Below are 22,642 nucleotides of genomic sequence, written 5' to 3'. Positions count from 1 at the left end.
GAGTCTTCAACATGCAAGCCAGAGAAAACCTCGCGCAACAGGCCGCCAAAGGCGCCGCCGATGCGCTGATTCCGCAGTCCAACGACAAGGCGAAATGGTGGCAGCAGATCACCGAATACAGCCTGATCGTGATCTTCGTCGTGATGTTCGTCACGATGTCGCTGACCGTCGATCACTTCTTCTCGATCGAGAACATGCTCGGTCTCGCGCTGTCGATCTCGCAGATCGGCATGGTCGCGTGCACGATGATGTTCTGTCTCGCGTCGCGTGACTTCGATCTTTCGGTGGGGTCGACGGTCGCGTTCGCCGGCGTGTTGTGCGCGATGGTGCTCAACGCCACCGGCAACACCTTCATCGCGATCATCGCCGCGGTGGCGGCGGGCGCGGTGATCGGTTTCGTCAACGGCGCGGTGATCGCGTATCTGCGCATCAACGCCCTGATCACCACGCTCGCGACGATGGAAATCGTCCGCGGCCTGGGCTTCATCGTCTCGCACGGCCAGGCGGTCGGCGTGTCGTCGGACACGTTCATCGCGCTCGGCGGCCTGAGCTTCTTCGGCGTGTCGCTGCCGATCTGGGTCACGCTGCTGTGCTTCATCGTGTTCGGCGTGATGCTCAACCAGACCGTGTACGGCCGCAATACGCTCGCGATCGGCGGTAATCCGGAAGCGTCGCGTCTCGCCGGTATCAACGTGGAACGCACGCGTGTCTACATCTTCCTGATCCAGGGCGCGGTGACGGCGCTGGCCGGCGTGATTCTGGCCTCGCGTATCACGTCGGGTCAGCCGAACGCCGCCGAAGGCTTCGAGCTGAACGTGATTTCGGCGTGCGTGCTGGGTGGCGTGTCGCTGCTCGGCGGACGCGCGACGATTTCCGGCGTGGTGATCGGCGTGCTGATCATGGGCACGGTCGAGAACGTGATGAACCTGATGAACATCGACGCGTTCTATCAGTACCTCGTGCGCGGCGCGATCCTGCTGGCCGCCGTGCTGCTCGACCAGTTGAAGAACCGCGGCTCGCGGGATTGAACTGCCGGTCCGTTAAACAGAAATAGCTCTAAAGGAATCGAACGATGTCGTCTCCGGCCAATGCAAACGCCCGTCTCGCGGATACCGCGTTCGCCCGCTATCCGAGTCTCGTCGACCGTACGGTGTTGATCACGGGCGGCGCGACCGGCATCGGCGCATCGTTCGTCGAACATTTCGCGGCGCAGGGCGCGCGCGTCGCGTTCTTCGATATCGATGCGAGCGCGGGCGAAGCGCTTGCCGATCAACTCGGCGATTCGAAGCACAAGCCGCTGTTCCTCGCCTGCGATCTGACCGACATTGACGCGCTGCAAAAAGCGATCGCCGACGTCAAGGCCGCGCTCGGCCCGATCGAGGTGCTGGTGAACAACGCCGCGAACGACCGGCGTCATACGATCGGCGAAGTCACGCGCGAGTCGTTCGACGCGGGCATCGCGGTGAACATCCGTCACCAGTTCTTCGCGGCGCAGGCGGTGATGGAAGACATGAAGGCCGCGCGGCGCGGCTCGATCATCAACCTCGGCTCCATCAGCTGGATGCTGAAGAACGGCGGCTATCCGGTCTACGTGATGTCGAAGGCGGCCGTGCAGGGTTTGACGCGCGGCCTCGCGCGCGATCTCGGGCATTTCGATATCCGCGTCAATTCGCTGGTGCCGGGCTGGGTGATGACGGACAAGCAGAAGCGTCTGTGGCTCGACGACGCGGGCCGCCGGTCGATCAAGGAGGGCCAGTGCATCGACGCGGAGCTGGAGCCCGCCGATCTCGCGCGCATGGCGCTGTTCCTCGCCGCCGACGACAGCCGCATGATCACCGCGCAGGACGTGATCGTCGACGGAGGTTGGGCGTGAGCGGGGACGCCAACCACGCCGAGTCCGGCGTTCGCGGGACGCAGCCGGCCGCGCTGCTGCTCGACACGAAATGCACGCTCGGCGAAGGCGCGACGTGGTGCGCCGCGACGGGCCGTTTCTACTGGGTCGATATCGAAGGCGCGCGGTTGTGGCGTCACGATCCCGCCGACGGCCGCAGCACGTTCTGGCGCATGCCGGAACGGCTCGCCACATTCGCGCTGTGTGCCGATCCGCATTATTTGCTGCTCGGGCTCGCCAGCCACCTCGCGTTCTTCGATCTGGCGACCGGCGAAATGCGCCGCATCGTCGACGTGGAGCCGGGGCTGAATACGCGCGTGAACGACGGCCGTTGCGACCGTCAGGGCCGTTTCGTATTCGGCACCAAGGACGAAGGCTCGCCGCTCAAGGCGGTGGGCGGCTTCTACCGTCTGAATCGCGATCTGTCGCTGGAGCGTCTCGCGCTGCCGGCGCCCGCGATTTCGAACAGCATCGCGTTCAGTCCGGACGGCGCGACGATGTACTACTGCGATTCGCCGACGCGCGAAATCCGCGCGTGCGACTACCGCGCCGACGGCAGCGTCGCCAACGACCGCCTGTTCGTACGCCTGACCGATGCGACCGGCGAACCCGACGGCTCGACCGTCGATCGCGATGGCGGCTTGTGGAATGCGCAATGGGGGGGCCGGCGCGTGGTGCGCTACGGTCCGGACGGCGTGGAAACGGAGCGCGTCGACGTACCGACCGCGCAGCCTAGCTGTGTCGCATTGGGCGGCGCGGCGCCGACGCAACGTGTTGGGCGCGCGCAACTCGGCACGCTGTACGTGACGAGCGCCCGCTGCGACCTCGACGCAGCGGCGCTGAGCGGCGATCCGCACGCGGGCGGCGTGTTCGTTGCGACGGTCGCGCGGCGTGGTTTGCCCGAACCGGTGTTCCAAGGCGCGCCGGCATAGCGCAGAATGACGCAGCCGCTTTCGACAGGATGCGGCGGCGGGCGGCGCTCCATGCCGCTTGCGTAGTTGGAAGCCAACCGCGGCAAGCGGCGACAAACGGCAGCAAATAGCAGCAAACCGATGCATGCCGACGCATTCGAACGAGTCGTATTGAATCAGTAGCAGATGCCGCGATTCCAGTGCCAGCAGAACGTCGGCATGCAGGAAGTACCTCGAGGCGACCGGTTCAAGAAAATCGCCCAACAGCATCCGTCAGCCATGACGGCAATGTCACAAGCCTCTCGATGGAGCCAGATATGACTGTTGCGAATCTTGTTTCCGGCGCACCGCCGACCACCCAGAGCCGACGCTCGCGACTCGCGGCGGCGGCCAATCCGGTACTGCCGGGGCCGAGCACGTCGGCGGTGGCGGTCGGCGAAAGCAGCGGCGGCGATGTCGCCTGCATCACGCTCGCCAACGCGCATTTGCGGCTCGACGTCGCGCCGACCCTCGGCGGTGGCATCACCCGCTTCGACTGGCGCAACGACGGCGCGCTGACGCCGGTGTTCCGGCGCTGCCGTCACGTCACGGCCGACACGCAGCCGAACCAGTTGGCCTGCTATCCGTTGTTGCCGTACTCGAACCGCATCGGCGGCGGGCATTTTCATGTGGCGGGGCGGCGCGTCGAGGTGCCGCGCAATCGCGCCGACGAACCGCTGCCGATTCACGGCGACGGCTGGCAGTCCGCGTGGCAGGTGGCCGAGGCCACGCGCGAAAACGTGCGGCTGACGCTCGATCGGCGCGACGGCAAGCCGTATGCGTATCGCGCGAGCCAGACCTACACGCTCGACGGCCCGACGCTCGTCATTGCATTGGAAATCGAAAATGCGGGCCGCGAGGCGTTGCCGTTCGGGCTCGGCGTGCATCCGTTCTTCGTGCGCGATGCGGACACCGAACTATCGGCGGCGGCGGGCGGGCTGTGGCTGTCCGGCGACGACTGGCTGCCGCAGCGCCACGTGCCGGCGCCGCCCGCATGGCAATTCGGCGTCGCGTATCCGTTGCCGGAGACGATGGTCAATCACGCGTTCACCGGCTGGAGCGGACAGGCGGCGGTCGTGTGGCCGAAGCGGCGTCTGTCGCTGAACATCGCCGCCGATACCGACTACTACGTGCTGTACACGCCGCCCGGCCAGGACTTCTTCTGCTTCGAGCCGGTCGATCATCCGATCAATGCGATGAACCTCGCCGGCGGCGCGAGTGAAAACGGCATGACGATGCTCGCGCGCGGCGAACGGCTCACGCGCACGTTCCGCTTCACCGTGGAACGGACGGGATTGCGGTCGATGCCGGGCGCGCGCGGAGCGAAGCGGCGCTAACGGAAGGCAGGGGGCGCGGTGCGCTGGCGCCGCGCTCATGTTGCCGGTGCCGCGCTGATGCCGCTCATGCTGCTGATGCCGCTGATGCCGCTGATGCCGCTGATGCCGCTGATGCCGCGCCCGTCGCGGCTCGCCGTGCAGGACGGGTAAAATACCGGCCACTTCCGTTCACCTGCTCGCCGCGAGACTCCCATGTCCCATTTCATCCCGACACTCAACGACGCCTGGCTGCGCACGAATTCGCTGTTGTGCGTCGGCCTCGATCCCGAGCCCAGCAAATTCCCCGGCGCGCTCGCCGGCCGCGCCGATGCGATTTTCGAGTTCTGCCGCACGATCGTCGATGCGACCGCGCCGTACGCGTCGTCGTTCAAGCCGCAGATCGCGTACTTCGCCGCGCATCGCGCGGAAGATCAGCTCGAAGCGTTGATCGCGCACATTCACGCGAACCATCCGGGCCTGCCGGTGATTCTGGACGCGAAACGCGGCGACATCGGCAGCACCGCCGAGCAATACGCGCGTGAGGCCTTCGAGCGTTATCGGGCCGACGCGGTGACGGTAAATCCGTACATGGGCTTCGATTCGATCCAGCCGTATCTGGAGCACGAGGGCAAGGGCGTGATCGTGCTGTGCCGCACGTCGAACGCGGGCGGCTCCGATCTGCAATTCCTCGAAACCGGTGGACGCCCGCTGTATCAGGTCGTCGCGCAACTGGCGGCGGACAAGTGGAATGCGAGCGGACAGCTGGCGCTGGTGGTCGGCGCGACCTTCCCGAAGGAAATCGAAGTGGTGCGCGGGATCGTCGGCGATATGCCGTTGCTGATTCCCGGCATCGGCGCGCAAGGCGGCGACGTGCAGGCCACCGTCAATGCCGGCCGCACCGCGAACGGCACGGGCATGCTGATCAATTCGTCGCGCGCGATCATTTATGCGAGCAAGGGCGATGATTTCGCCGACGCGGCCGCGAAAGCCGCGATGGAAACGCGCGATCGGATCAACGCGTTTCGTTGAGTGTGTGGGCGGAGAGCGGGCCGCGCGAGGGCAGTGGTTCTTCGCTCAAAGCGCCGCCGCGCCGTGCAATGGCACCGCCCACTTGCGCTTCAAAAAAGGCCGGCTAGGCAGCCGGCCCCAGCCTTTCGATCAAGGTTGAATGTCGCGGATGGCGCGACTTCAACGCATCCATCTCCGCCAGTTCGAATTCGCTGAATTCGAACCCCGGCGCGACGGTGCAGCCCACCAGCGCGTAAGTCGTGGGATCGGCACATTCGGCGGCGAACCATAATCCGGCCGGCACCATGGCCTGAAACACCGCATCCGGATGCGTCAACGGATTTCCCAGCCGATGCGTGACCAGCGCGCCGCTTTCATCCAGCACATGAACGTTCAGCGGCGCGCCGGCATAGAAATGCCAGACTTCGTCGGACTTGATCCGATGCCACGCGGAATGCGCGCCATCGCATAACAGGTAATAGATCGCCGTGGATGCCGAGCGCGTCTGCGCCGCGCTCCCTTCACGCGTTACCCGCTCCGCCGACCGGTACGTCTCGCGGAAAAATCCGCCCTCGGGATGCGGCTTCAGATCGAAGCGGCGAATCAGTTCGTCTTTGGCGACGTTCGCGTGCGATTCGGACATGGTTTCTTCCCTGCAAGCGCGTCCGCGCGGACGCCCGGTGGATTCGTTTCAGTTCGATTCGATCAATGTTCGCGTTCGTCGAGCAGCGCCAGCACGCCGCGCAGCGCATGGGCCGCGGCCTGCACGCGGATCTGTTCGCGATCGCCCTTGAAAATCTTCGTTTCCACCGACGTATGCAGCCGGTTGCTCCAGCCGAACGACACCATGCCGACCGGCTTGGTCTCCGTGCCGCCGCCAGGGCCGGCGACGCCGGTAATCGACAGCGACACCTGCGCGCGGCTGTTGCGCAGCGCGCCTTCGGCCATCGCGCGCGCAACCGGCTCGCTGACCGCGCCGTGTTTGTCGATCATGTCGGCGGGGACGCCGATCATTTCGCTCTTCGCCTGGTTCGAGTACGTGACGAAGCCGCGTTCGAACCAGCCGCTGCTGCCGGAAATATCGGTGATCGCGGTCGCCACCATGCCGCCGGTACAGGACTCGGCGGTGACGAGCATCAGGCGTTCGTCGCGCAGACGGTTGCTCACGCGGATCGCGAGTTGGTGAACGACGGAATCGGTAGGCATGGCGTCTATCCGGAGTGACGGAGTAACGGAGTTACGAGGCAGCGGGCGAAGTCCGGCGGCATCGGGCGGCCGCCGGGTGAAGTCAGGCGATCAGACCGACATGCGCCAGAGCGCTATCACGAGCAGCGTGAAAAATGCGGCGACCAGGTCGTCGAACATGATGCCAAAGCCACCTTTCAGGCGGCGGTCGAAATAACCGATGGGCGGCGGTTTCACCATGTCGAAGAAGCGGAACACGATGAACGCCCACAACTGATCGGTCAGCGTGGCGGGCGTGACCATCAGCAGCACGAGCCAGAACGCGACGATCTCGTCCCACACGACCGGCGACGGATCGTCGATACCGAGCCGCTTCGCGGTAAAGCCGCACAGCGCGATGCCGCCGATAAAACCGAGCACGATCAGCACGCCCCATTCGGTCACGGTCAGATAGCGGCTCAATACGATGAACGACGCCCACGCGAACAGCGTGCCGACGGTGCCCGGCGCGACCGGCGACAGGCCGCTGCCGAAACCGAGCGACAGAATATGCAGCGGATGCGACAGCATGAAACGCGCGCTCGCACGGCGCGGCGGGCGCGGTGCCTGCGGATCGGGTGCGCTCGGCTCTTGCGGCGCCCGTGGAGGCTGGCCGCCGATGAGTTCGTCGGCGGGACCGAGCGGAGGATCAGTCTGCATGAAAGTGGTCGAAGCCTTGCAAGGTCAAAGTGAGCGGCGCGCCGGCGGCGTCGCGCCAGTCGATCGCTGGGGCTGCCGGGGTTGCCGCGCCGGGAGCGCTTATTGTACCGATGCGCGTGACCGCCACGCCTGCCTCGTGACCGGCTGCTTCGACCGCGGCCCGCGCCGACGCAGGCGCCGTGAAACACAGTTCGTAGTCGTCGCCGCCGGCGAGCGTGCAACGCCGCTGGATCTCGGGCGGCAGACGGCGCAGCGCGTCCGAGCGCGGCACCGCGTCGGCATCGACGGTGGCGCGTACGTTGGAGCGTTCGAGGATATGCAGCAGATCGCCCGCGAGTCCGTCCGACAGATCGAGCGCCGCGTGCGCGATGCCACGCAGCGCCAGACCGAGCGCGACGCGCGGCTCGGGACGTTCGAGCGCGCGGCGAAACGACACGGCGTCGGCGGCATGGGCGGCGGTCCATTCGTTGCGCAGCACGCCGAGACCGGCGCGCGCGTCGCCGAGCACGCCGGAGATCCAGATGTCGTCGCCGGGTTGCGCGGCGTCGCGGCGCAGCGCCATTCGCGGCGGCACGCTGCCGAACACGGTGATGCACAGATTCAACGGGCCGCCGGTCGTATCGCCGCCGATCAGCGCGCAAGCGTGGCGTTCGGCCAGTGCGAAGAGGCCTTCACTGAACGCGGCCAGCCAGGCTTCGTCGGCCTTCGGCAGCGAAAACGCCAGCGTGAAGGCTTGCGGGCGCGCGCCCATTGCCGCGAGATCCGACAGATTCACCGCGAGCGCTTTATGGCCCAGCGCCTCAGGATCGACATCGGCGAAGAAATGACGGCCTTCCACCAGCATGTCCGTCGATATCGCCAGCATTTCACCTGCCGGCGGCGCGAAGAGCGCGCAGTCGTCGCCGATGCCGAGTGTGCCGCTCGCGGCGTCGGACGAACGAGTGGTTGCTGTGGCCGCGCGGCGCGCGAAAAAACGGTCGATCAGGGAAAACTCGGAGAGCATGGTGACGGTAGGTGAGCGGATAAATGCCGTGAACCGCGGCGAACGGCGCGCATTGTACAAAGTGGCGACATCCGCCTTTCGCTCTATTACGGTCGCGGCAGTTGTACCCGTTTTGAAGGAATTGGCCCGGCGATTGGGGCTACAATGCCGTCGAACGTCTATTCTAATCTGCCCTTCGAAGCCCGCCTTATGTCGACTCCCGTCAATAGCAAACTCCGCGAAGCCGCTCTCGATTACCACGAGTTCCCCACCCCGGGGAAGATCGCGATCGCCCCGACCAAGCAGATGATCAACCAGCGCGATCTCGCGCTGGCGTATTCGCCGGGCGTGGCGTTCGCGTGCGAGGAAATCGTCGAGAATCCGCTGAATGCCGCGCGTTTCACCGCGCGCAGCAATCTTGTCGGCGTGGTCACGAACGGTACCGCCGTGCTCGGTCTGGGCAACATCGGGCCGCTCGCGTCGAAACCGGTCATGGAAGGCAAGGCGGTGCTGTTCAAGAAGTTCGCCGGCATCGACGTGTTCGATATCGAGCTGAACGAATCCGATCCGCACAAGCTGGTCGACGTGATCGCCGCGCTGGAGCCGACCTTCGGCGGGATCAACCTGGAAGACATCAAGGCGCCGGACTGCTTCATCGTCGAACGCGAATGCCGCAAGCGCATGAAGATTCCGGTTTTCCACGACGACCAGCACGGCACGGCGATCGTCGTGGCGGCGGCGATCACCAACGGGCTGAAGGTGGTCGGCAAGGACATCAAGGACGTCAAGCTGGTGTCGTCCGGCGCGGGCGCCGCGGCGCTGGCCTGTCTGGACCTGCTGGTCGATATCGGCCTGCCGCTCGAAAACATCACCGTCACCGATCTGGCCGGCGTCGTCTACAAGGGCCGCGTCGAGTTGATGGACCCGGACAAGGAGCGCTTCGCGCGTGAAACCGACGCCCGCACGCTCGCCGAAGCCATTCCGGGCGCGGACGTTTTCCTCGGCCTGTCGGCCGGCGGCGTGCTGAAGCAGGACATGGTCAAGCAGATGGCCGACAAGCCGCTGATCCTCGCGCTGGCCAATCCGACGCCGGAAATCCTGCCGGAACTCGCGCTCGAAGTGCGTCCGGACGCCGTGCTGTGCACGGGCCGCACCGACTATCCGAACCAGGTGAACAACGTGCTGGTGTTCCCGTTCCTGTTCCGCGGCGCGCTGGATGCGGGCGCGACGACGGTCACGCGGGAAATGGAAATCGCGGCGGTCAATGCGATCGCCGAACTGGCGCGTCAGGAGCAGAGCGATATCGTCGCGACCGCGTACGGCATTCAGGATCTGTCGTTCGGTCCGGAATATCTGATTCCGAAGCCGTTCGATCCGCGTCTGATCGTCAAGGTCGCGCCGGCTGTCGCGAAGGCCGCGATGGACTCGGGTGTCGCCGAGCGTCCGATCGAAGACATGGATGCGTACGAGCAGCATCTGCAGCAATTCGTGTATCACAGCGGCACGACCATGAAGCCGATCTTCCAGGTCGCGCGTGGCGTCGAGCCGGAGAAGAAGCGGATCGTGTTCGCGGAAGGCGAGGAAGAGCGCGTGTTGCGCGCCATGCAGATCATCGTCGACGAAAAGCTGGCCAAGCCGATCCTGATCGGCCGTCCGGCGGTGATCGAGCAGCGCATTGCGCGTTACGGTCTGCGGCTGATCGCGGGTCAGGACTACACGGTGGTCAACACCGATCATGACGAGCGTTACCGCGACTTCTGGCAGGAATACTTCAAGATGATGTCGCGCAAGGGCATCACCGAGCAGATGGCGAAGCTCGAAATGCGCCGCCGCACCACGCTGATCGGCGCGATGCTGGTGAAGAAGGGCGAGGCGGACGGCATGATCTGCGGCACGGTCAGCACCACGCACCGTCACCTGCACTTCATCGATCAGGTGATCGGCAAGAAGGAAGGCCGCAAGGTCTACGGCGCGATGAACGGCCTGGTGCTGCCGAACCGCCAGATTTTCCTCGTCGATACGCACGTGAACGTCGACCCGACGCCCGAGCAACTGGCCGAAATCACCATCATGGCGGCCGAAGAAGTGCGCCGCTTCGGCATCGAGCCGAAGGTCGCGCTGCTGTCGCACTCGAACTTCGGTTCGAGCAACGCGCCGACCGCGCAGAAGATGCGCGATACGCTGGAGATCCTGCGCGAACGCGCGCCGGAGCTGCACGTGGACGGCGAAATGCACGGCGACGTGGCGCTCGACGCGAACCTGCGCCGCGAAGTGCTGCCCGACTCGACGCTGGAAGGCGACGCGAACCTGCTGGTACTGCCGAACATCGATGCGGCGAACATCTCGTACAACCTGCTGAAGACGGCGGCCGGCAACAACATCGCGATCGGTCCGATGCTGCTGGGCGCGGCTCAGCCGGTGCACGTGCTGACCGCATCGGCGACGGTGCGCCGGATCGTCAACATGACGGCGCTGCTGGTCGCGGACGTGATCGCGGCACGCTGAGCGGGCCCACATCGAGCGGGATGCCGAGCGGCGCGACGGCCTTCGTCGTGCCGCCCGGTTGAACCGGAGCGGCGCGGGTGGTCCGGCGTCGCGCAAAAAAATGGCGTGCCCGCAATGGGCACGCCTTGGGTGAACTGGGGAAAGTCACCCGGAAATGGCAATCCGCACAATCCAGCCTTCAACGCATTCGACCATCCGGACGCCCGCCGTCAGGTGAGCGGCCGGTTGATCGCGCAGCCGAATCGCAAGCCGGATTCAGCGCGATCCGCGCGTGTTGGCCGAATCGGGCTAAAGTTTAGCCCGGTTGGGATAACAATTCTGTCAAAAGTCGTCAAAGTCAGTCTGGTGGCCCGTTTCGCGCGATCGAAGCGGCTCGGCCGCCCGGTGAACGTTGATTCCAAAGGCTATTAGCGATACCCTTACGACTTTCATGGTCGTCAAACTCGTGATCTAACAGCGGGGAACCCTGAGACATGGCACGCAAGTGGCTTGGCATGAAAGGCGTGCTGATCGGTGCTGTAACGCTGTGCGTTTTATCCGGTTCCGTGCCTGGCGCGTTGGCGCGCGACACCACGGCGCCCGGCACGACGAACGCTCAGGTGCAAGGCACCATTGCGCTGGCGCAATTGCCGCGCGAAGCGGTCAATACGTTGAACTTGATCGCCGCCGGCGGGCCTTACCCATATGAGAAGGACGGCATCGTATTCGGCAACCGCGAACGGTTGCTGCCGCCCCATCGGCGCGGTTACTACCACGAATACACCGTACCCACGCCTCGCGCACGCAATCGCGGGGCACGTCGCATCGTCTGCGGCGGTCCGCTAAGGCGAACCGACAATTGTTACTACTCGGACGACCACTACACCAGTTTTAATCGTATTGTTGAATGACATCGGGATGAACGGCATGAGCGACAACGTCTACGCGCACGACACCGGAGTCGCGACGGATCTTTTCGCGGCCGGCGACGGCAATTTGTTCCAACGCGTCATGCAGATGCGCGCCGGCGATCAGGGCCGCGAGAACCAGAGCGAAACAGGCACTGTGGTTTCATCGAACGAGGAGCCCATGAGTCTTTTCAAGACCGTACGACCGAACATCGTACAGTCCATCCGCGCGTTTCGCGTGCAGGATCTGGCCGACGAGGCGAACCAGCTCGGTCAGCATTTTCTCTATGCGTACTGCGCGAACGCGCTGTCCAAGCAGGAAGTGCTGGAGACCATCGCGACCTCGTTCCTGTTTCCGAAGCACTTCGGCAAGAATTACGACGCGCTGTACGACTGCCTGACCGATCTCGTGCAGAAGGCCGGCGAACAACCGGGCTTCGTGATCGTGCTCGAACAGTTGCCGATTGCGCAGAAATTCGACAAGGAAGGCCGCGAGACCCTGCTCGACGTGTTCCGCGAAGCGGCCGAGTTCTGGGCGGAACGCAAGGTCGCGTTCCGGGTGTTCTACTCGTTCGCTTGACGTTGATTTAGCCGGCGGCTTTCTGGCCGCAGCGGTTGAGAAAAAAGGCCCGCCGAATGGCGGGCCTTTGCTTTTGTGGTGTGCTTCGTGCGCCTGGCGGCGCGTAGCCGGTTGATGCTGAGCGTCGAGGTGTCTGGGCGTGTTATCGCGTTGAGCGCTGCGCCGGTGACCCGCGCAATGACCGGCGTAATCCTCGCCGTGTCACCAGCCTCCCCAGCGCGCGGCTAGCGCCGACAGCACGGCGATCCCCGCCGTTTCGGTACGCAACACGCGTGGCCCGAGGCCGACGGCGGTGAAGCCGTGCTCGGTTGCCGCGGCTTCCTCGGCGGCTGAAAAACCGCCTTCCGGGCCGACCAGCACGGTAACGCGGCCTCGCGGCGGTTCCGTGGGCAAGGCCGAAAAACTGATGCTCGCACGCGGCGACAGCAGAATCCGCAACTCGCCGTCTTCCGGTATGCGCGGCAACGCGCCGAGCCAGGTGGCGATTTCGCGCACCGGCATGACCTCGGGCAGGCGATTACGCCCGCACTGTTCGCACGACGCTCGCACAATGCCTTGCCAGTGCACGTGCCGCCGCTGCGCACGCTCGCCGGACAGCCGCACGACGCTGCGCGTGGTGGTCAACGGCATGAAGCACGACGCACCGAGTTCGACCGCCTTTTCGATCAGCCAGTCCATCTTGTCGCCGCCGGCGATACCTTGCGCAAGCGTGAGGTGATAGGGCGTTTCGATTTCGATGGGACGGAATTCGCGCACGACAACCTTGGCCGAACGCCGTTCGACCTCGACGAGTTCGGCGCTGTATTCGCCGCCCTCGCCGTTGAACAACGCGATCGAATCGCCCGGTTGCAGGCGCAGAACAAGAATATGGCGTACGACGTCATCAGGAAGCTGCGTGATGTCGTCGGTTTGGAGCGACATGCCGACGAAGAAGCGAGGCATCAGGGAAATACTCATTGGTTCAGGAGAGATGGCGCGCGAGCGCCCAACGGTAGCCGTCCAGATCTTCGACCTGGGCGAAGCGGTCGCCCCAGAACTGGTCCTGGGGCTCGCTCAATGATTTGGCGCCGGCCGCGAGCGCCCGGTCATAGACCGCGTCGACGTCGTCGACATAGATGTAGAACGATTGCGGCGCGATCGCGCCGGCGCTCTTCGGAGTTTGGGCCGCCGAGCCGAACGCGCCTTCCGGCGCGAACATCACGATCAACTGGCCCTGGTAGGTCATCTCGACATGCATGACCGCGCCGTCGTCCTCCACGCTGTCGCGCAACTCGAAGCCGAACGCCGCCGAGAAGAACGCGGCCGATGCACGGGCGTCGCGCACCGTCAGATAGGGGGTCAACCAGGGCACACCGGCTGGACGGGAGGCGGTCATGGGGTTCTCCGGATCGATGGGTTTGGCGGGACGCATGCTGCCGGGAGCGGTGGACACCTGCGCGATCGATGCGTCGTCGATCGCGCGGTTCGACCGAACCGCGCATTGTGCCCACGCTTTAGCTCGTTGGCTTTAAGAATTGACTTAGTTTATCGCGCACGGCGCGCGATGATGAGAACAGTCCGGCATGTACTGCGTTGTCGTAGTACTTGAGGTGGGCGTCCAGACCGCGGGCGGCGAAGCGCGCATGGCGTGCGTCGAGCGTGTCGCGGTCGATGGCGGCCACGTCGAGGGTGTCGCTGGCGGTGGCCATCATCCACAGTGCGCCGTAGAGCGGGACGAAGGCGCTCATCGTGCGGACCTGCGCGAACGACGCGCGCAAGCCGTCGAGCAGCGCGGCGACACGTTGCGGATGGAAGTCAGGCGAGCCGAGATGCATGGAGAGGGCGGCGGTTGGACTCATCGTGCGTTTGAGTTGGGCGTGGAAGGCCTGCGTGTACAACGCGGCCGCGGGCGAATCCGGCGGCGTCAGGTCGAATATCACCAGATCGAAACGCGCCGGTTCCGCCGTGGCGACGTACTGCGCGGCGTCGCCGATCACGAGCTCGACGCGCGGGTCGTCGAATGCGCCGCCGTGCACCTCGGGCAGGTGCTCGCGCGTCAGCCGCACCACGTCGGCGTCGAGTTCGGCCACCACAATGCGTTCGATGCTCGCGTGCCGCAGCAATTGCCGCGCGGCGCCGCCGTCGCCACCGCCCAGCACGAGCGCGTGGCGTGGCGACGGGTGCGCGAGCGCGATCGGGTGGACCATGCATTCGTGGTAGATGAACTCGTCGCCGGTCGCGGTCATCGGCCGGCCGTCCAGCGTAAAGAGCCGGCCGAGCAGCGGCGTGTCCCAGACCTCGATCCGCTGATACGGCGAATCGACGCAGGCAATGCGTTGCGCATGCGGAAATCCGTAGACGGCGTCGGGACTCGGGTGGAACAGCAGCGGATCGTTCACGGCGGGCAGGCTGGCTGTGGATGCAGCGCGGCAGGTTGGCATCTTTCCATTTTAAGCGGCGGGCGGGCGCACAACGTCGCGATACCGCCGCCATACCTCCGCCGTTTCGCCACCATACCGCCACCATACCGCCGCGCCCCCACGTCACAGGAAGACAGACAGCCGGTCACTCGCCGCCCCGCGCAACCACGGTCCGCCAGCCTCCCGGCGATACGGCCGCCGCCCGCGTGCCACCACGCGCCTGGCCCGTTTCCGCTCAGGCCCCGGGCAACGTTCTGTTAGAATGTCACGCTTTCAGCCTTGTCCGTTTGCTCTGCCCGTTTCGCGTCTCCTGGCGCCGCACCGTGCGCCGAAGCGGACTGGCCGCCGAGCATCCGGGACTCAAGCGCGCATCGCTTTCTGACTCTGTCTCCGGACTCGACATGACGACCCCGTCTCCCGCACCCACCTCCCTGATGGCCAACGCAATCCGCGCGTTGTCCATGGACGCCGTTCAAAAAGCGAACTCCGGCCACCCCGGCATGCCGATGGGCATGGCCGAAATCGGCGTGGCCCTGTGGTCGCGTCATCTGCGCCACAACCCGAAGAACCCGCAATGGGCTGACCGCGACCGCTTCGTGCTGTCGAACGGTCACGGCTCGATGCTGCTGTACTCGCTGCTGCACCTGACCGGCTACGACCTGCCGATCGACGAGCTGAAGAACTTCCGCCAGATGCATTCGAAGACGCCGGGTCACCCGGAATACGGCATCACGCCGGGCGTCGAAACGACCACCGGCCCGCTGGGTCAGGGGCTGGCGAACGCGGTCGGCATGGCGCTGGCCGAGTCGCTGCTTGCCACCGAATTCAATAAGCCGGATGCGAAGATCGTCGACCACCACACGTACGTGTTCGTCGGTGACGGCTGCCTGATGGAAGGCATTTCGCACGAAGCCTGCTCGCTCGCCGGCGTGCTGAAGCTGAACAAGCTGATCGCGTTCTACGACGACAACGGCATCTCGATCGACGGCGAAGTGGTGCACTGGTTCCACGACGACACGCCGAAGCGCTTCGAAGCGTACGGCTGGAACGTGATTCCGAACGTGATCGGCCACGACGTCGACGCGGTGGACGCCGCAATCAAGCAAGCGAAGCAATCCGACAAGCCGACCCTGATCTGCTGCAAGACCGTGATCGGCGAAGGTGCGCCGACCAAGGCCGGCAGCCACGACTCGCACGGCGCGCCGCTGGGCGACAAGGAAATCGCGGCCACGCGCGAGGCGATCGGCTGGAAGTGGGAGCCGTTCGTGATTCCGCAGGAAGTCTATGCGGCATGGGACGCGAAGGAAGCGGGCGCGCGCGTCGAGTCAGAGTGGGACAAGGCGTTCGCCGCCTATCAAGCGAAGTATCCGCAGGAAGCCGCCGAATTCACGCGCCGCATGGCCAAGCAATTGCCGGCCGACTGGGCGGAAAAGGCCAAGGCGATCGTCGCCGGCGCCAACGAGCGCGCGGAAACCATTGCCACGCGCAAGGCGTCGCAACAGGCTATCGAAGGTCTGTCGGCCGTCTTGCCGGAACTGCTCGGCGGCTCCGCCGACCTGACCGGTTCGAACCTGACCAACTGGAAGGCGGCCAAGCCGGTCCGCGTGAATGCCGAAGGCCAGGCCGCCGGCAACTACGTGAACTACGGCGTGCGCGAGTTCGGCATGAGCGCCGCGATCAATGGTGTCGCGCTGCACGGTGGCTTCAAGGCGTTCGGCGGCACGTTCCTGACGTTCTCCGATTACAGCCGCAACGCGCTGCGCGTCGCCGCGCTGATGAAAGCGCCGTCCATCTTCGTGTTCACGCACGACTCGATCGGCCTTGGCGAAGACGGTCCGACCCACCAGTCGATCGAACACGTCGCGAGCCTGCGCCTGATTCCGCATCTGCAGGTGTGGCGTCCGGCCGATACGGTCGAAACGGCGGTGGCCTGGACCCACGCGGTCGAGCATCACGGCCCGTCGTGCCTGATCTTCAGCCGTCAGAACCTGCCGTTCTCCGAACGCACGGACGCGCAGATCGCCAACATCGAGAAGGGCGGCTACGTGCTGCGCGACTGGAATGACGAAATCCCCGCGCGCAAGATCATCCTGATCGCCACCGGTTCGGAAGTCGAACTGGCGCTCAACGCGGTCGAGCCGCTGGCGCGCGAAGGCATCGGCGCTCGCGTCGTATCGATGCCGTCCACCACGGTCTTCGACAAGCAGGACGCCGAGTACCGTGAACGCGTGTTGCCGCAAGGCGTGCGCCGCGTCGCGATCGAAGCGGGTGTGACGGATTTCTGGCGCAAGTACGTGGGCCTGGAAGGCGGCGTGGTCGGGATCGACACGTTCGGCGAATCGGCCCCGGCAGGCGTGCTGTTCAAGCATTTCGGCTTCACCGTCGAGAACGTGGTTGCGACGGCGAAGGCCGCACTCGGCTGATCTTCGGCAAGTCTGGCCGCGGCGGTTGCGGCCAGACTGCGAATGCAGCAGGGTAGAGACGTATTTTTTTCAGCCATCAGGAGATAGACCATGACGATTCGCGTCGCAATCAACGGCTACGGCCGGATCGGCCGCAACACGCTGCGCGCCTTCTACGAAAACGGCAAGAAGCACGATATCGAAATCGTCGCCATCAACGATCTCGGCGATGCCAAGACCAATGCTCACCTGACGCAATACGACACCGCGCACGGCAAGTTCCCGGGTGAAGTGTCGGTGGACGGCGACTACCTGGTCGTCAACGGCGACCGGATCCGCGTGCTGGCTAACCGCAATCCGGCCGAACTGCCGTGGGGCGAGTTGAACGTCGACATCGTGCTGGAATGCACGGGCTTTTTCACGACCAAGGAAAAGGCGAGCGCGCACATCAAGGGCGGCGCGAAGAAGGTGATCATCTCGGCGCCGGGCGGCAAAGACGTCGACGCGACCATCGTCTACGGCGTGAACCACCATGTGCTGAAGGCATCGGACACGGTGATCTCGAACGCATCGTGCACGACCAACTGCCTGGCACCGCTCGTCAAGCCGCTGAACGACAAGATCGGTCTGGTGAACGGTCTGATGACCACGATCCATGCGTACACGAACGACCAGGTGTTGACGGACGTTTATCACGAAGACCTGCGCCGCGCGCGTTCGGCCACACACAGCCAGATCCCGGCCAAGACCGGCGCTGCGTCGGCGGTCGGCCTGGTGATGCCGGAACTGAACGGCAAGCTGGACGGCTACGCGATTCGCGTCCCGACGATCAACGTGTCGATCGTCGACCTGTCGTTCATCGCCGAGCGCGACACGACGGTCGAGGAAGTCAACGCGATCATGAAGGAAGCCTCGGAAGGCTCGCTCAAGGGCATCCTCGGCTACAACACGGCGCCGCTGGTGTCGATCGACTTCAACCACAACCCGGCTTCGTCGACGTTCGACTCCACGCTGACCAAGGTGTCGGGCCGTCTGGTGAAGGTGTCGAGCTGGTACGACAACGAGTGGGGCTTCTCGAACCGCATGCTGGACACGGCTGTGGCGCTGGCGAATGCCAAGTAAATCGGCTGCATGATGGTTTGTCCGTGTTGCAGGTGAAAGCCTGCGGCGGCGGACAAGGCAAAGAAAAAGCCGCTCCCTGGAGCGGCTTTTTTGCGTCTACAGTCCGTGCGATCGAGCGGCCACTGCTGCGCGTCGACGACTTAAGGCGTCGGGAAATATACCCCCGCGCGCTGCGCCGCGTTCGCGATATGCGTCTCGATCGCCTTACCCGCCGCCGCGGAATCGCGCGTCTTCAACGCATCCAGAATCGCGCGATGTTCGGTGTACGTGGACAGCACCAGTTCGCGCCGGTAGAACGGCATCCGCTGGCTTTCCTTCATGATCTCCGCGCTACTGCTCAGAATCGATTCGATCGCCGCGTTGCCGGCGATATTCACCACGCGCATGTGAAAGTCGTAGTCGAGGCGTGCGGCTTCGTCGAGCTCGTCGCAGGCGAGCGCCGTCTGCATGGCCGCAATGTTGTCCTCGAACCAGGCGAGATCGGCGTCGCTGACGGCTAGCGCCGCCATCCGCGCGACGAAGCCTTCCAGCGCATAGCGCATCTGATACGTGTCCGGCAGCGACGATTGCTCGGCGAAACGCCACGATTGCGCGGCCGTGGCTTGTGCGCTTTCCACGTAGACGCCTTTGCCGGGCCGGATCACCAGCAGGCCGAGCGCTTCGAGCGTGGAGAGCGCTTCGCGCAACGACGCGCGGCTGATCGCCAGCTCCTCGGACAACTGACGCTGTGCCGGAAGCAAACTGCCCACCGGATAGACGCCCGCTTCGATCCGTTCGCGGATGGTCGCGATGGCGGCGTCGGTGACGGTATGGGGGACGTTCTTCATGGCGGCTCACTGGATGCGCGGTCTGACCAGCATTGTATTACGCGAGCCAAACGCTCGCGCCGACGATCTTCCGAAACCCGCGACACCGCTGTGATCCGGCGATAAACGTTCCGGAAACGGCCTCAAAAACAACGGGTAAACACTGTTCTCTGAAAACTTGACGCCAGTATATCGGCTTCCTACTATCTGCCATAACAGTACTGGTCGGACCAGTCTGAACAGATCAGCATCACAACCAGGAGAAAGCCGTGTTGAAGTTTTTCAATTCGCTGTTTGGCCGGGTCGTCATAGCGCTGGTGGCGGGCATCGTGATCGGCGCTGTGTATCCGCATTTCGCGCAGTCGCTGCGTCCGCTCGGCGACGGCTTTCTCAAGCTGATCAAGATGGTGATCGGCCCGATCGTGTTCTGCGTCGTGGTGAGCGGGATGGCGCATGCGGGCGATCTGCGCAAGGTCGGCCGCGTCGGTTTGAAGGCGGTGGTTTATTTCGAGGCAATGACCACCATCGCGCTGGTGATCGGCGCGGTGCTCGCCTATGTGACGCGCCCTGGCGTCGGCATGAACATCGATCTGCATTCGCTCGATCCGGCTTCGCTGTCCACCTACACCGAAAACGCGAAGAGCCTGAAGGACACTGCGGGCTTTCTGCTGAAGATCATCCCCGATACCGCGATCAACGCGTTCGCAACCGGCGACATCCTGCAGATACTGGTGTTCTCGGTGCTGTTCGGTTCGGCGCTGTCGCTGCTCGGCAATAAGGCGCAGCGCGTCAGCAGTTTGATCGACGAACTGTCGCAGGTGTTTTTCCGCGTGATGGGTTTCATCATCAAGCTCGCGCCGCTCGGCGTGCTCGGCGCGATCGCGTTCACCACCGGCACCTACGGCGTCGAATCGCTCAAGCAGCTCGGCATGCTGGTGCTGGTGTTCTACGCGAGCTGCGTCGTGTTCGTGGTGGTCGTGCTGGGCATCGTGATGCGCCTCGCCGGCTTCAGCCTCTTCAAACTGATCCGCTATCTGCGCGAAGAACTGTCGATCGTGCTCGGCACCGCGTCGTCGGATGCCGTGCTGCCGCAGATCATGCGCAAACTCGAATGGATGGGCGTGAAGGATTCGACTGTCGGCCTCGTGATTCCGACCGGCTATTCGTTCAATCTCGACGGCTTCTCGATCTATCTGACGCTTGCGGTGATCTTCATCGCGCAGGCCACCAACACGCCGCTCTCCCTGCATGACCTGATCGTCGTGGTGCTGGTGTCGCTGGTGACGTCGAAGGGCGCGCACGGCATTCCCGGCTCGGCGATCGTCATTCTCGCCGCGACGCTTTCCGCGATTCCGGCGATTCCCGTGCTCGGCCTCGTGCTGATCCTGCCGGTCGACTGGTTCGTCGGCATCGCCCGCGCGCTGACCAACCTGATCGGCAATTGCGTCGCCACGGTGGTGGTCGCCGTCTGGGAAAACGACATCGACCGGGTACGCGCGCATCGCGTGCTGAATCGCGACGCGGCGCTGCAATACGTGCCGGCCGGCGACAGCGCGGATCTCGAACCGGCCGCGGGCGACCACGCGCCGGCATTCCAATCTCTTTCGTAACCTGAGGCAACCTGAGCGACATCATGGCCAATCCGATTCTCGATCCCAACGCGCCCGCTTTCACGCGCCGCTACATGAACCTCGCCGATCCGCGTCTGGGCGCGAAGGCACTGCACGCGAGCGACGAATTCTTCGCGCCGAAGGAACGCATGCTGGAGCCGCAGCCGGCCGTGTTCATCCCCGGCAAATACGACGATCACGGCAAATGGATGGACGGCTGGGAAACCCGTCGCAAGCGCACCACCGGCCACGATTACTGCGTGATCCGGCTCGCGCGGCCGGGCGTGGTGCACGGCGTCGATCTCGACACGAGTCACTTCACCGGCAACTTTCCGCCGGCCGCTTCGATCGACGCGTGTCATGCCGACGGCGACGTGCCGCCCGATAACGCCGACTGGCAAACCCTCGTGCCGGCCACCACGCTGCAAGGCAACCAGCACCACTACGTCGAAGTGCAGGACACGCGCGCGTTCACGCATCTGCGGGTGAATCTGTATCCGGACGGTGGTCTCGCGCGTCTGCGCGTATATGGTCAGCCGAAGCGCGACTGGGAGCGCGTCGAGCGCGGCACGCTGCTGGATCTGGCCGCCGTCGAGAACGGCGCGTATCTGGTCGCGGCCAACAACCAGCACTTCGGACCCGCGTCGCAGATGTTGATGCCGGGCCGTGGCGTGAACATGGGCGACGGCTGGGAAACGCGGCGCCGTCGCGAACCGGGCAACGACTGGGCGATCGTCGCGCTGGCGCGGCCGGGCGTGATCCGCAAGATCGAAGTCGACACCGCGCACTTCAAGGGCAACTATCCGGATCGCTGTTCGCTGCAAGCGGCCTCGGTAACGGGCGGCACCGACGATTCGTTGATCACTCAGGCGATGTTCTGGCCGGAACTGCTCGGCGAACGCAAGCTGCAAATGGACCACGTGCACACGTTCGACGACGGCATCGCGTCGCTGGGGCCGGTCACCCATGTGCGTTTCAATATCTTTCCGGACGGCGGCGTGTCGCGCCTGCGTCTGTGGGGCGACCTCGCATAACGGAGGCGCCCGATGAAAACCTTGCAGATGGAACGCCTGACGCGCGCGGCCTTCGCGCCGTTCGGCGACGTGATCGAACTGGAAGGCGCGCGCCATTTCGCGATCAATGGCGGCACGACCGAGCGCTTTCACGATCTTGCGTGCGTCGACGTGACGGAGCAGGGCGGCCGTCCGCTGATCAATCTTTTTCGCGCGCAACCGCGAGCGTGGCCGGTCGAGATCGCGATGATGGAGCGGCATCCGCTGGGCAGTCAGGCTTTCATTCCGTTGACGCCGGGACGCTATCTCGTCGTGGTCGCGCCGGCCGGTGAGTTCGATCCGGCGCAGCTGCGCGCCTTCTGGACCGACGCATGGCAAGGTGTGAATTACGCGAAGGGCGTCTGGCACCACCCGCTGCTGGCGCTCGATCGCGTCAGCGATTTCGTGGTGGTCGATCGCGGCGGCGCGCAGCCGAACTGCGACGAACTCGCGTTGACCGAGCCCTGGCGGCTCGTGTTCGAAGCGAGCGCGGAGGTGGCGGCGTTGGTGGAGTAGCCGCTGCGGCCTGCGCGCCTTTGCATCGCATGCGAAAAAAAGACCCGGCCGATTCAACTCGGCCGGGTCTTTTCTTGCCCGCCAGTCCGCGCACCCCGACGCGGCCGGCTTGCGCTCATCAAGCGCTAATGCGTATCAACGCGCATCAATGCTTGCGATGCGGGCAGTTCTCCTTGATGCATGCGCCGTAGAGCGCCAGCGCGTGTTCCTGCAGCTTGAAGCCGCGCTCTTTCGCGATGGACTGCTGACGGCTCTCGATCTCGGAGTCGAAGAATTCTTCGACGAGCCCGCAATCGAGGCAGACGAGGTGGTCGTGGTGCGACCCTTCGTTCAATTCGAACACCGCCTTACCCGATTCGAAGTTGCTGCGCGACAGCAGGCCAGCCTGCTCGAACTGCGTCAGCACGCGATACACGGTTGCCAGGCCGATATCGAGTTCTTCGTGCAACAGGTTGCGGTACACATCTTCGGCGGTCAGGTGACGCACCGGGCTGTGCTGAAAAATCTCAAGGATTTTGAGGCGCGGAAGGGTCGCCTTGAGCCCGATATTCTTGAGATCGGTTGGATTGGTCATGACAAGGGATCCCTAGAGTACAATGCTGGGCTCTCATAGTAATGTGTTTTTGCCGTTCTGGTCATCTTCGATGGAATGAAACTCGCGCGGCTCGTCAGTGGGCCCGCACGGTGAGTGAAATGATTTCAAAATCTCAATTGATCTACCGGGGGAGCCGC

Annotated in this window: 23 protein-coding genes; 14 read left to right on the top strand and 9 right to left on the bottom strand. The window is 64.5% G+C overall.

Features of this window, described 5'->3' with window-relative positions:
• The first annotated feature begins 11 nt into the window (after positions 1 to 11).
• The 5 genes from araH to pyrF all read left to right on the top strand — a co-directional run bounded on the left by araH (position 12) and on the right by pyrF (position 5,186).
• The gene (gene araH, locus LFL96_RS16800; protein WP_280996333.1) at positions 12 to 1,028 is read left to right on the top strand and encodes an L-arabinose ABC transporter permease AraH; all 1,017 of its coding nucleotides are present in this window, start codon (positions 12 to 14) and stop codon (positions 1,026 to 1,028) included.
• Positions 1,029 to 1,072: 44 nt separating this feature from the next.
• The gene (locus LFL96_RS16795) at positions 1,073 to 1,873 is read left to right on the top strand and encodes an SDR family oxidoreductase (RefSeq protein WP_280996332.1); all 801 of its coding nucleotides are present in this window, start codon (positions 1,073 to 1,075) and stop codon (positions 1,871 to 1,873) included.
• A complete protein-coding gene (locus LFL96_RS16790; RefSeq protein ID WP_280996331.1) occupies positions 1,870 to 2,823 on the top strand; it encodes an SMP-30/gluconolactonase/LRE family protein in 954 nt (317 codons plus the stop codon). The genes LFL96_RS16795 and LFL96_RS16790 overlap by 4 nt, the downstream gene beginning before the upstream one ends.
• A 296-nt stretch (positions 2,824 to 3,119) precedes the next feature.
• Entirely contained in the window at positions 3,120 to 4,178 is a 1,059-nt protein-coding gene (locus LFL96_RS16785; RefSeq protein WP_280996330.1) for an aldose 1-epimerase, read from the top strand.
• Positions 4,179 to 4,370: 192 nt separating this feature from the next.
• Positions 4,371 to 5,186, top strand: a complete 816-nt coding sequence (gene pyrF, locus LFL96_RS16780; protein WP_280996329.1) for an orotidine-5'-phosphate decarboxylase — start codon at positions 4,371 to 4,373, stop codon at positions 5,184 to 5,186.
• A gap of 103 nt (positions 5,187 to 5,289) precedes the next feature.
• Here pyrF and LFL96_RS16775 read toward each other — a convergent pair whose 3' ends face one another.
• From LFL96_RS16775 to thiL, 4 genes are all read right to left on the bottom strand, one after another.
• A complete protein-coding gene (locus LFL96_RS16775; protein WP_280996328.1) occupies positions 5,290 to 5,808 on the bottom strand; it encodes a cupin domain-containing protein in 519 nt (172 codons plus the stop codon).
• A gap of 62 nt (positions 5,809 to 5,870) precedes the next feature.
• On the bottom strand, positions 5,871 to 6,371 hold the full coding sequence (locus LFL96_RS16770; RefSeq protein ID WP_280996327.1) for a CinA family protein: 501 nt from the start codon (positions 6,369 to 6,371) through the stop codon (positions 5,871 to 5,873).
• Between the two features lie 90 nt (positions 6,372 to 6,461).
• A complete protein-coding gene (locus tag LFL96_RS16765) occupies positions 6,462 to 7,049 on the bottom strand; it encodes a phosphatidylglycerophosphatase A (RefSeq protein ID WP_280996326.1) in 588 nt (195 codons plus the stop codon).
• Complete coding sequence (gene thiL, locus LFL96_RS16760) at positions 7,039 to 8,052, bottom strand: thiamine-phosphate kinase (protein WP_280996325.1); 1,014 nt, start codon at positions 8,050 to 8,052, stop codon at positions 7,039 to 7,041. Before thiL ends, LFL96_RS16765 begins: the two co-directional genes overlap by 11 nt.
• A gap of 144 nt (positions 8,053 to 8,196) precedes the next feature.
• On the opposite strand from thiL, the gene LFL96_RS16755 reads away from it, so the two are divergent.
• The 4 genes from LFL96_RS16755 (at position 8,197) to LFL96_RS16740 (ending at position 12,003) form a co-directional block, all read left to right on the top strand.
• Positions 8,197 to 10,536: an NADP-dependent malic enzyme gene (locus LFL96_RS16755; RefSeq protein ID WP_280996324.1), complete on the top strand. Its 2,340-nt coding sequence runs from the start codon at positions 8,197 to 8,199 to the stop codon at positions 10,534 to 10,536.
• A gap of 114 nt (positions 10,537 to 10,650) precedes the next feature.
• Positions 10,651 to 10,947, top strand: a complete 297-nt coding sequence (locus LFL96_RS16750; protein ID WP_280996323.1) for a hypothetical protein — start codon at positions 10,651 to 10,653, stop codon at positions 10,945 to 10,947.
• A gap of 62 nt (positions 10,948 to 11,009) precedes the next feature.
• Positions 11,010 to 11,426, top strand: coding sequence for a ribonuclease (locus LFL96_RS16745; protein ID WP_280996322.1), 417 nt, complete (start codon positions 11,010 to 11,012; stop codon positions 11,424 to 11,426).
• Positions 11,427 to 11,442: 16 nt separating this feature from the next.
• On the top strand, positions 11,443 to 12,003 hold the full coding sequence (locus LFL96_RS16740) for a barstar family protein (protein ID WP_280996321.1): 561 nt from the start codon (positions 11,443 to 11,445) through the stop codon (positions 12,001 to 12,003).
• A 201-nt stretch (positions 12,004 to 12,204) separates the two neighbouring features.
• Here the strand turns inward: LFL96_RS16740 and LFL96_RS16735 are convergent, their stop codons facing one another.
• The 3 genes from LFL96_RS16735 to speE form a co-directional block, all read right to left on the bottom strand.
• Positions 12,205 to 12,945, bottom strand: a complete 741-nt coding sequence (locus LFL96_RS16735; RefSeq protein WP_280996318.1) for a 16S rRNA (uracil(1498)-N(3))-methyltransferase — start codon at positions 12,943 to 12,945, stop codon at positions 12,205 to 12,207.
• Positions 12,946 to 12,964: 19 nt separating this feature from the next.
• Positions 12,965 to 13,378 (bottom strand): VOC family protein, encoded by a 414-nt coding sequence (locus LFL96_RS16730; protein ID WP_280996316.1) that lies wholly within the window; start codon positions 13,376 to 13,378, stop codon positions 12,965 to 12,967.
• A gap of 118 nt (positions 13,379 to 13,496) precedes the next feature.
• Complete coding sequence (speE, locus tag LFL96_RS16725; protein ID WP_280996314.1) at positions 13,497 to 14,381, bottom strand: polyamine aminopropyltransferase; 885 nt, start codon at positions 14,379 to 14,381, stop codon at positions 13,497 to 13,499.
• 422 nt (positions 14,382 to 14,803) lie between these two features.
• Between speE and tkt the strand changes: the two genes are divergently transcribed.
• Both tkt and gap read left to right on the top strand, forming a co-directional pair.
• The gene (gene tkt / locus LFL96_RS16720; RefSeq protein ID WP_280996312.1) at positions 14,804 to 16,825 is read left to right on the top strand and encodes a transketolase; all 2,022 of its coding nucleotides are present in this window, start codon (positions 14,804 to 14,806) and stop codon (positions 16,823 to 16,825) included.
• Between the two features lie 90 nt (positions 16,826 to 16,915).
• A complete protein-coding gene (gap, locus tag LFL96_RS16715) occupies positions 16,916 to 17,926 on the top strand; it encodes a type I glyceraldehyde-3-phosphate dehydrogenase (RefSeq protein ID WP_280996310.1) in 1,011 nt (336 codons plus the stop codon).
• A 140-nt stretch (positions 17,927 to 18,066) separates the two neighbouring features.
• Here the strand turns inward: gap and LFL96_RS16710 are convergent, their stop codons facing one another.
• A complete protein-coding gene (locus LFL96_RS16710) occupies positions 18,067 to 18,753 on the bottom strand; it encodes a FadR/GntR family transcriptional regulator (protein ID WP_280996307.1) in 687 nt (228 codons plus the stop codon).
• Positions 18,754 to 19,001: 248 nt separating this feature from the next.
• Here LFL96_RS16710 and LFL96_RS16705 point away from each other — a divergent pair, with 248 nt between their 5' ends.
• The 3 genes from LFL96_RS16705 to LFL96_RS16695 are packed head-to-tail and all read left to right on the top strand — an operon-like array spanning position 19,002 to position 21,910.
• A complete protein-coding gene (locus LFL96_RS16705) occupies positions 19,002 to 20,342 on the top strand; it encodes a C4-dicarboxylate transporter DctA (protein ID WP_280996305.1) in 1,341 nt (446 codons plus the stop codon).
• A 23-nt stretch (positions 20,343 to 20,365) separates the two neighbouring features.
• On the top strand, positions 20,366 to 21,376 hold the full coding sequence (gene alc / locus LFL96_RS16700; protein WP_280996303.1) for an allantoicase: 1,011 nt from the start codon (positions 20,366 to 20,368) through the stop codon (positions 21,374 to 21,376).
• Positions 21,377 to 21,388: 12 nt separating this feature from the next.
• On the top strand, positions 21,389 to 21,910 hold the full coding sequence (locus LFL96_RS16695; RefSeq protein WP_280996301.1) for an ureidoglycolate lyase: 522 nt from the start codon (positions 21,389 to 21,391) through the stop codon (positions 21,908 to 21,910).
• 145 nt (positions 21,911 to 22,055) lie between these two features.
• Here LFL96_RS16695 and fur read toward each other — a convergent pair whose 3' ends face one another.
• A complete protein-coding gene (fur, locus tag LFL96_RS16690; protein ID WP_095418232.1) occupies positions 22,056 to 22,484 on the bottom strand; it encodes a ferric iron uptake transcriptional regulator in 429 nt (142 codons plus the stop codon).
• Positions 22,485 to 22,642: the final 158 nt, after the last annotated feature.

The organism is Paraburkholderia sp. D15, from assembly GCF_029910215.1.
In the GTDB taxonomy this organism is placed as follows: Bacteria; Pseudomonadota; Gammaproteobacteria; order Burkholderiales; family Burkholderiaceae; genus Paraburkholderia.
The sequence above is the reverse complement of the archived record's forward strand: the minus strand, read 5'-3'. Positions and strand labels throughout refer to the sequence as shown.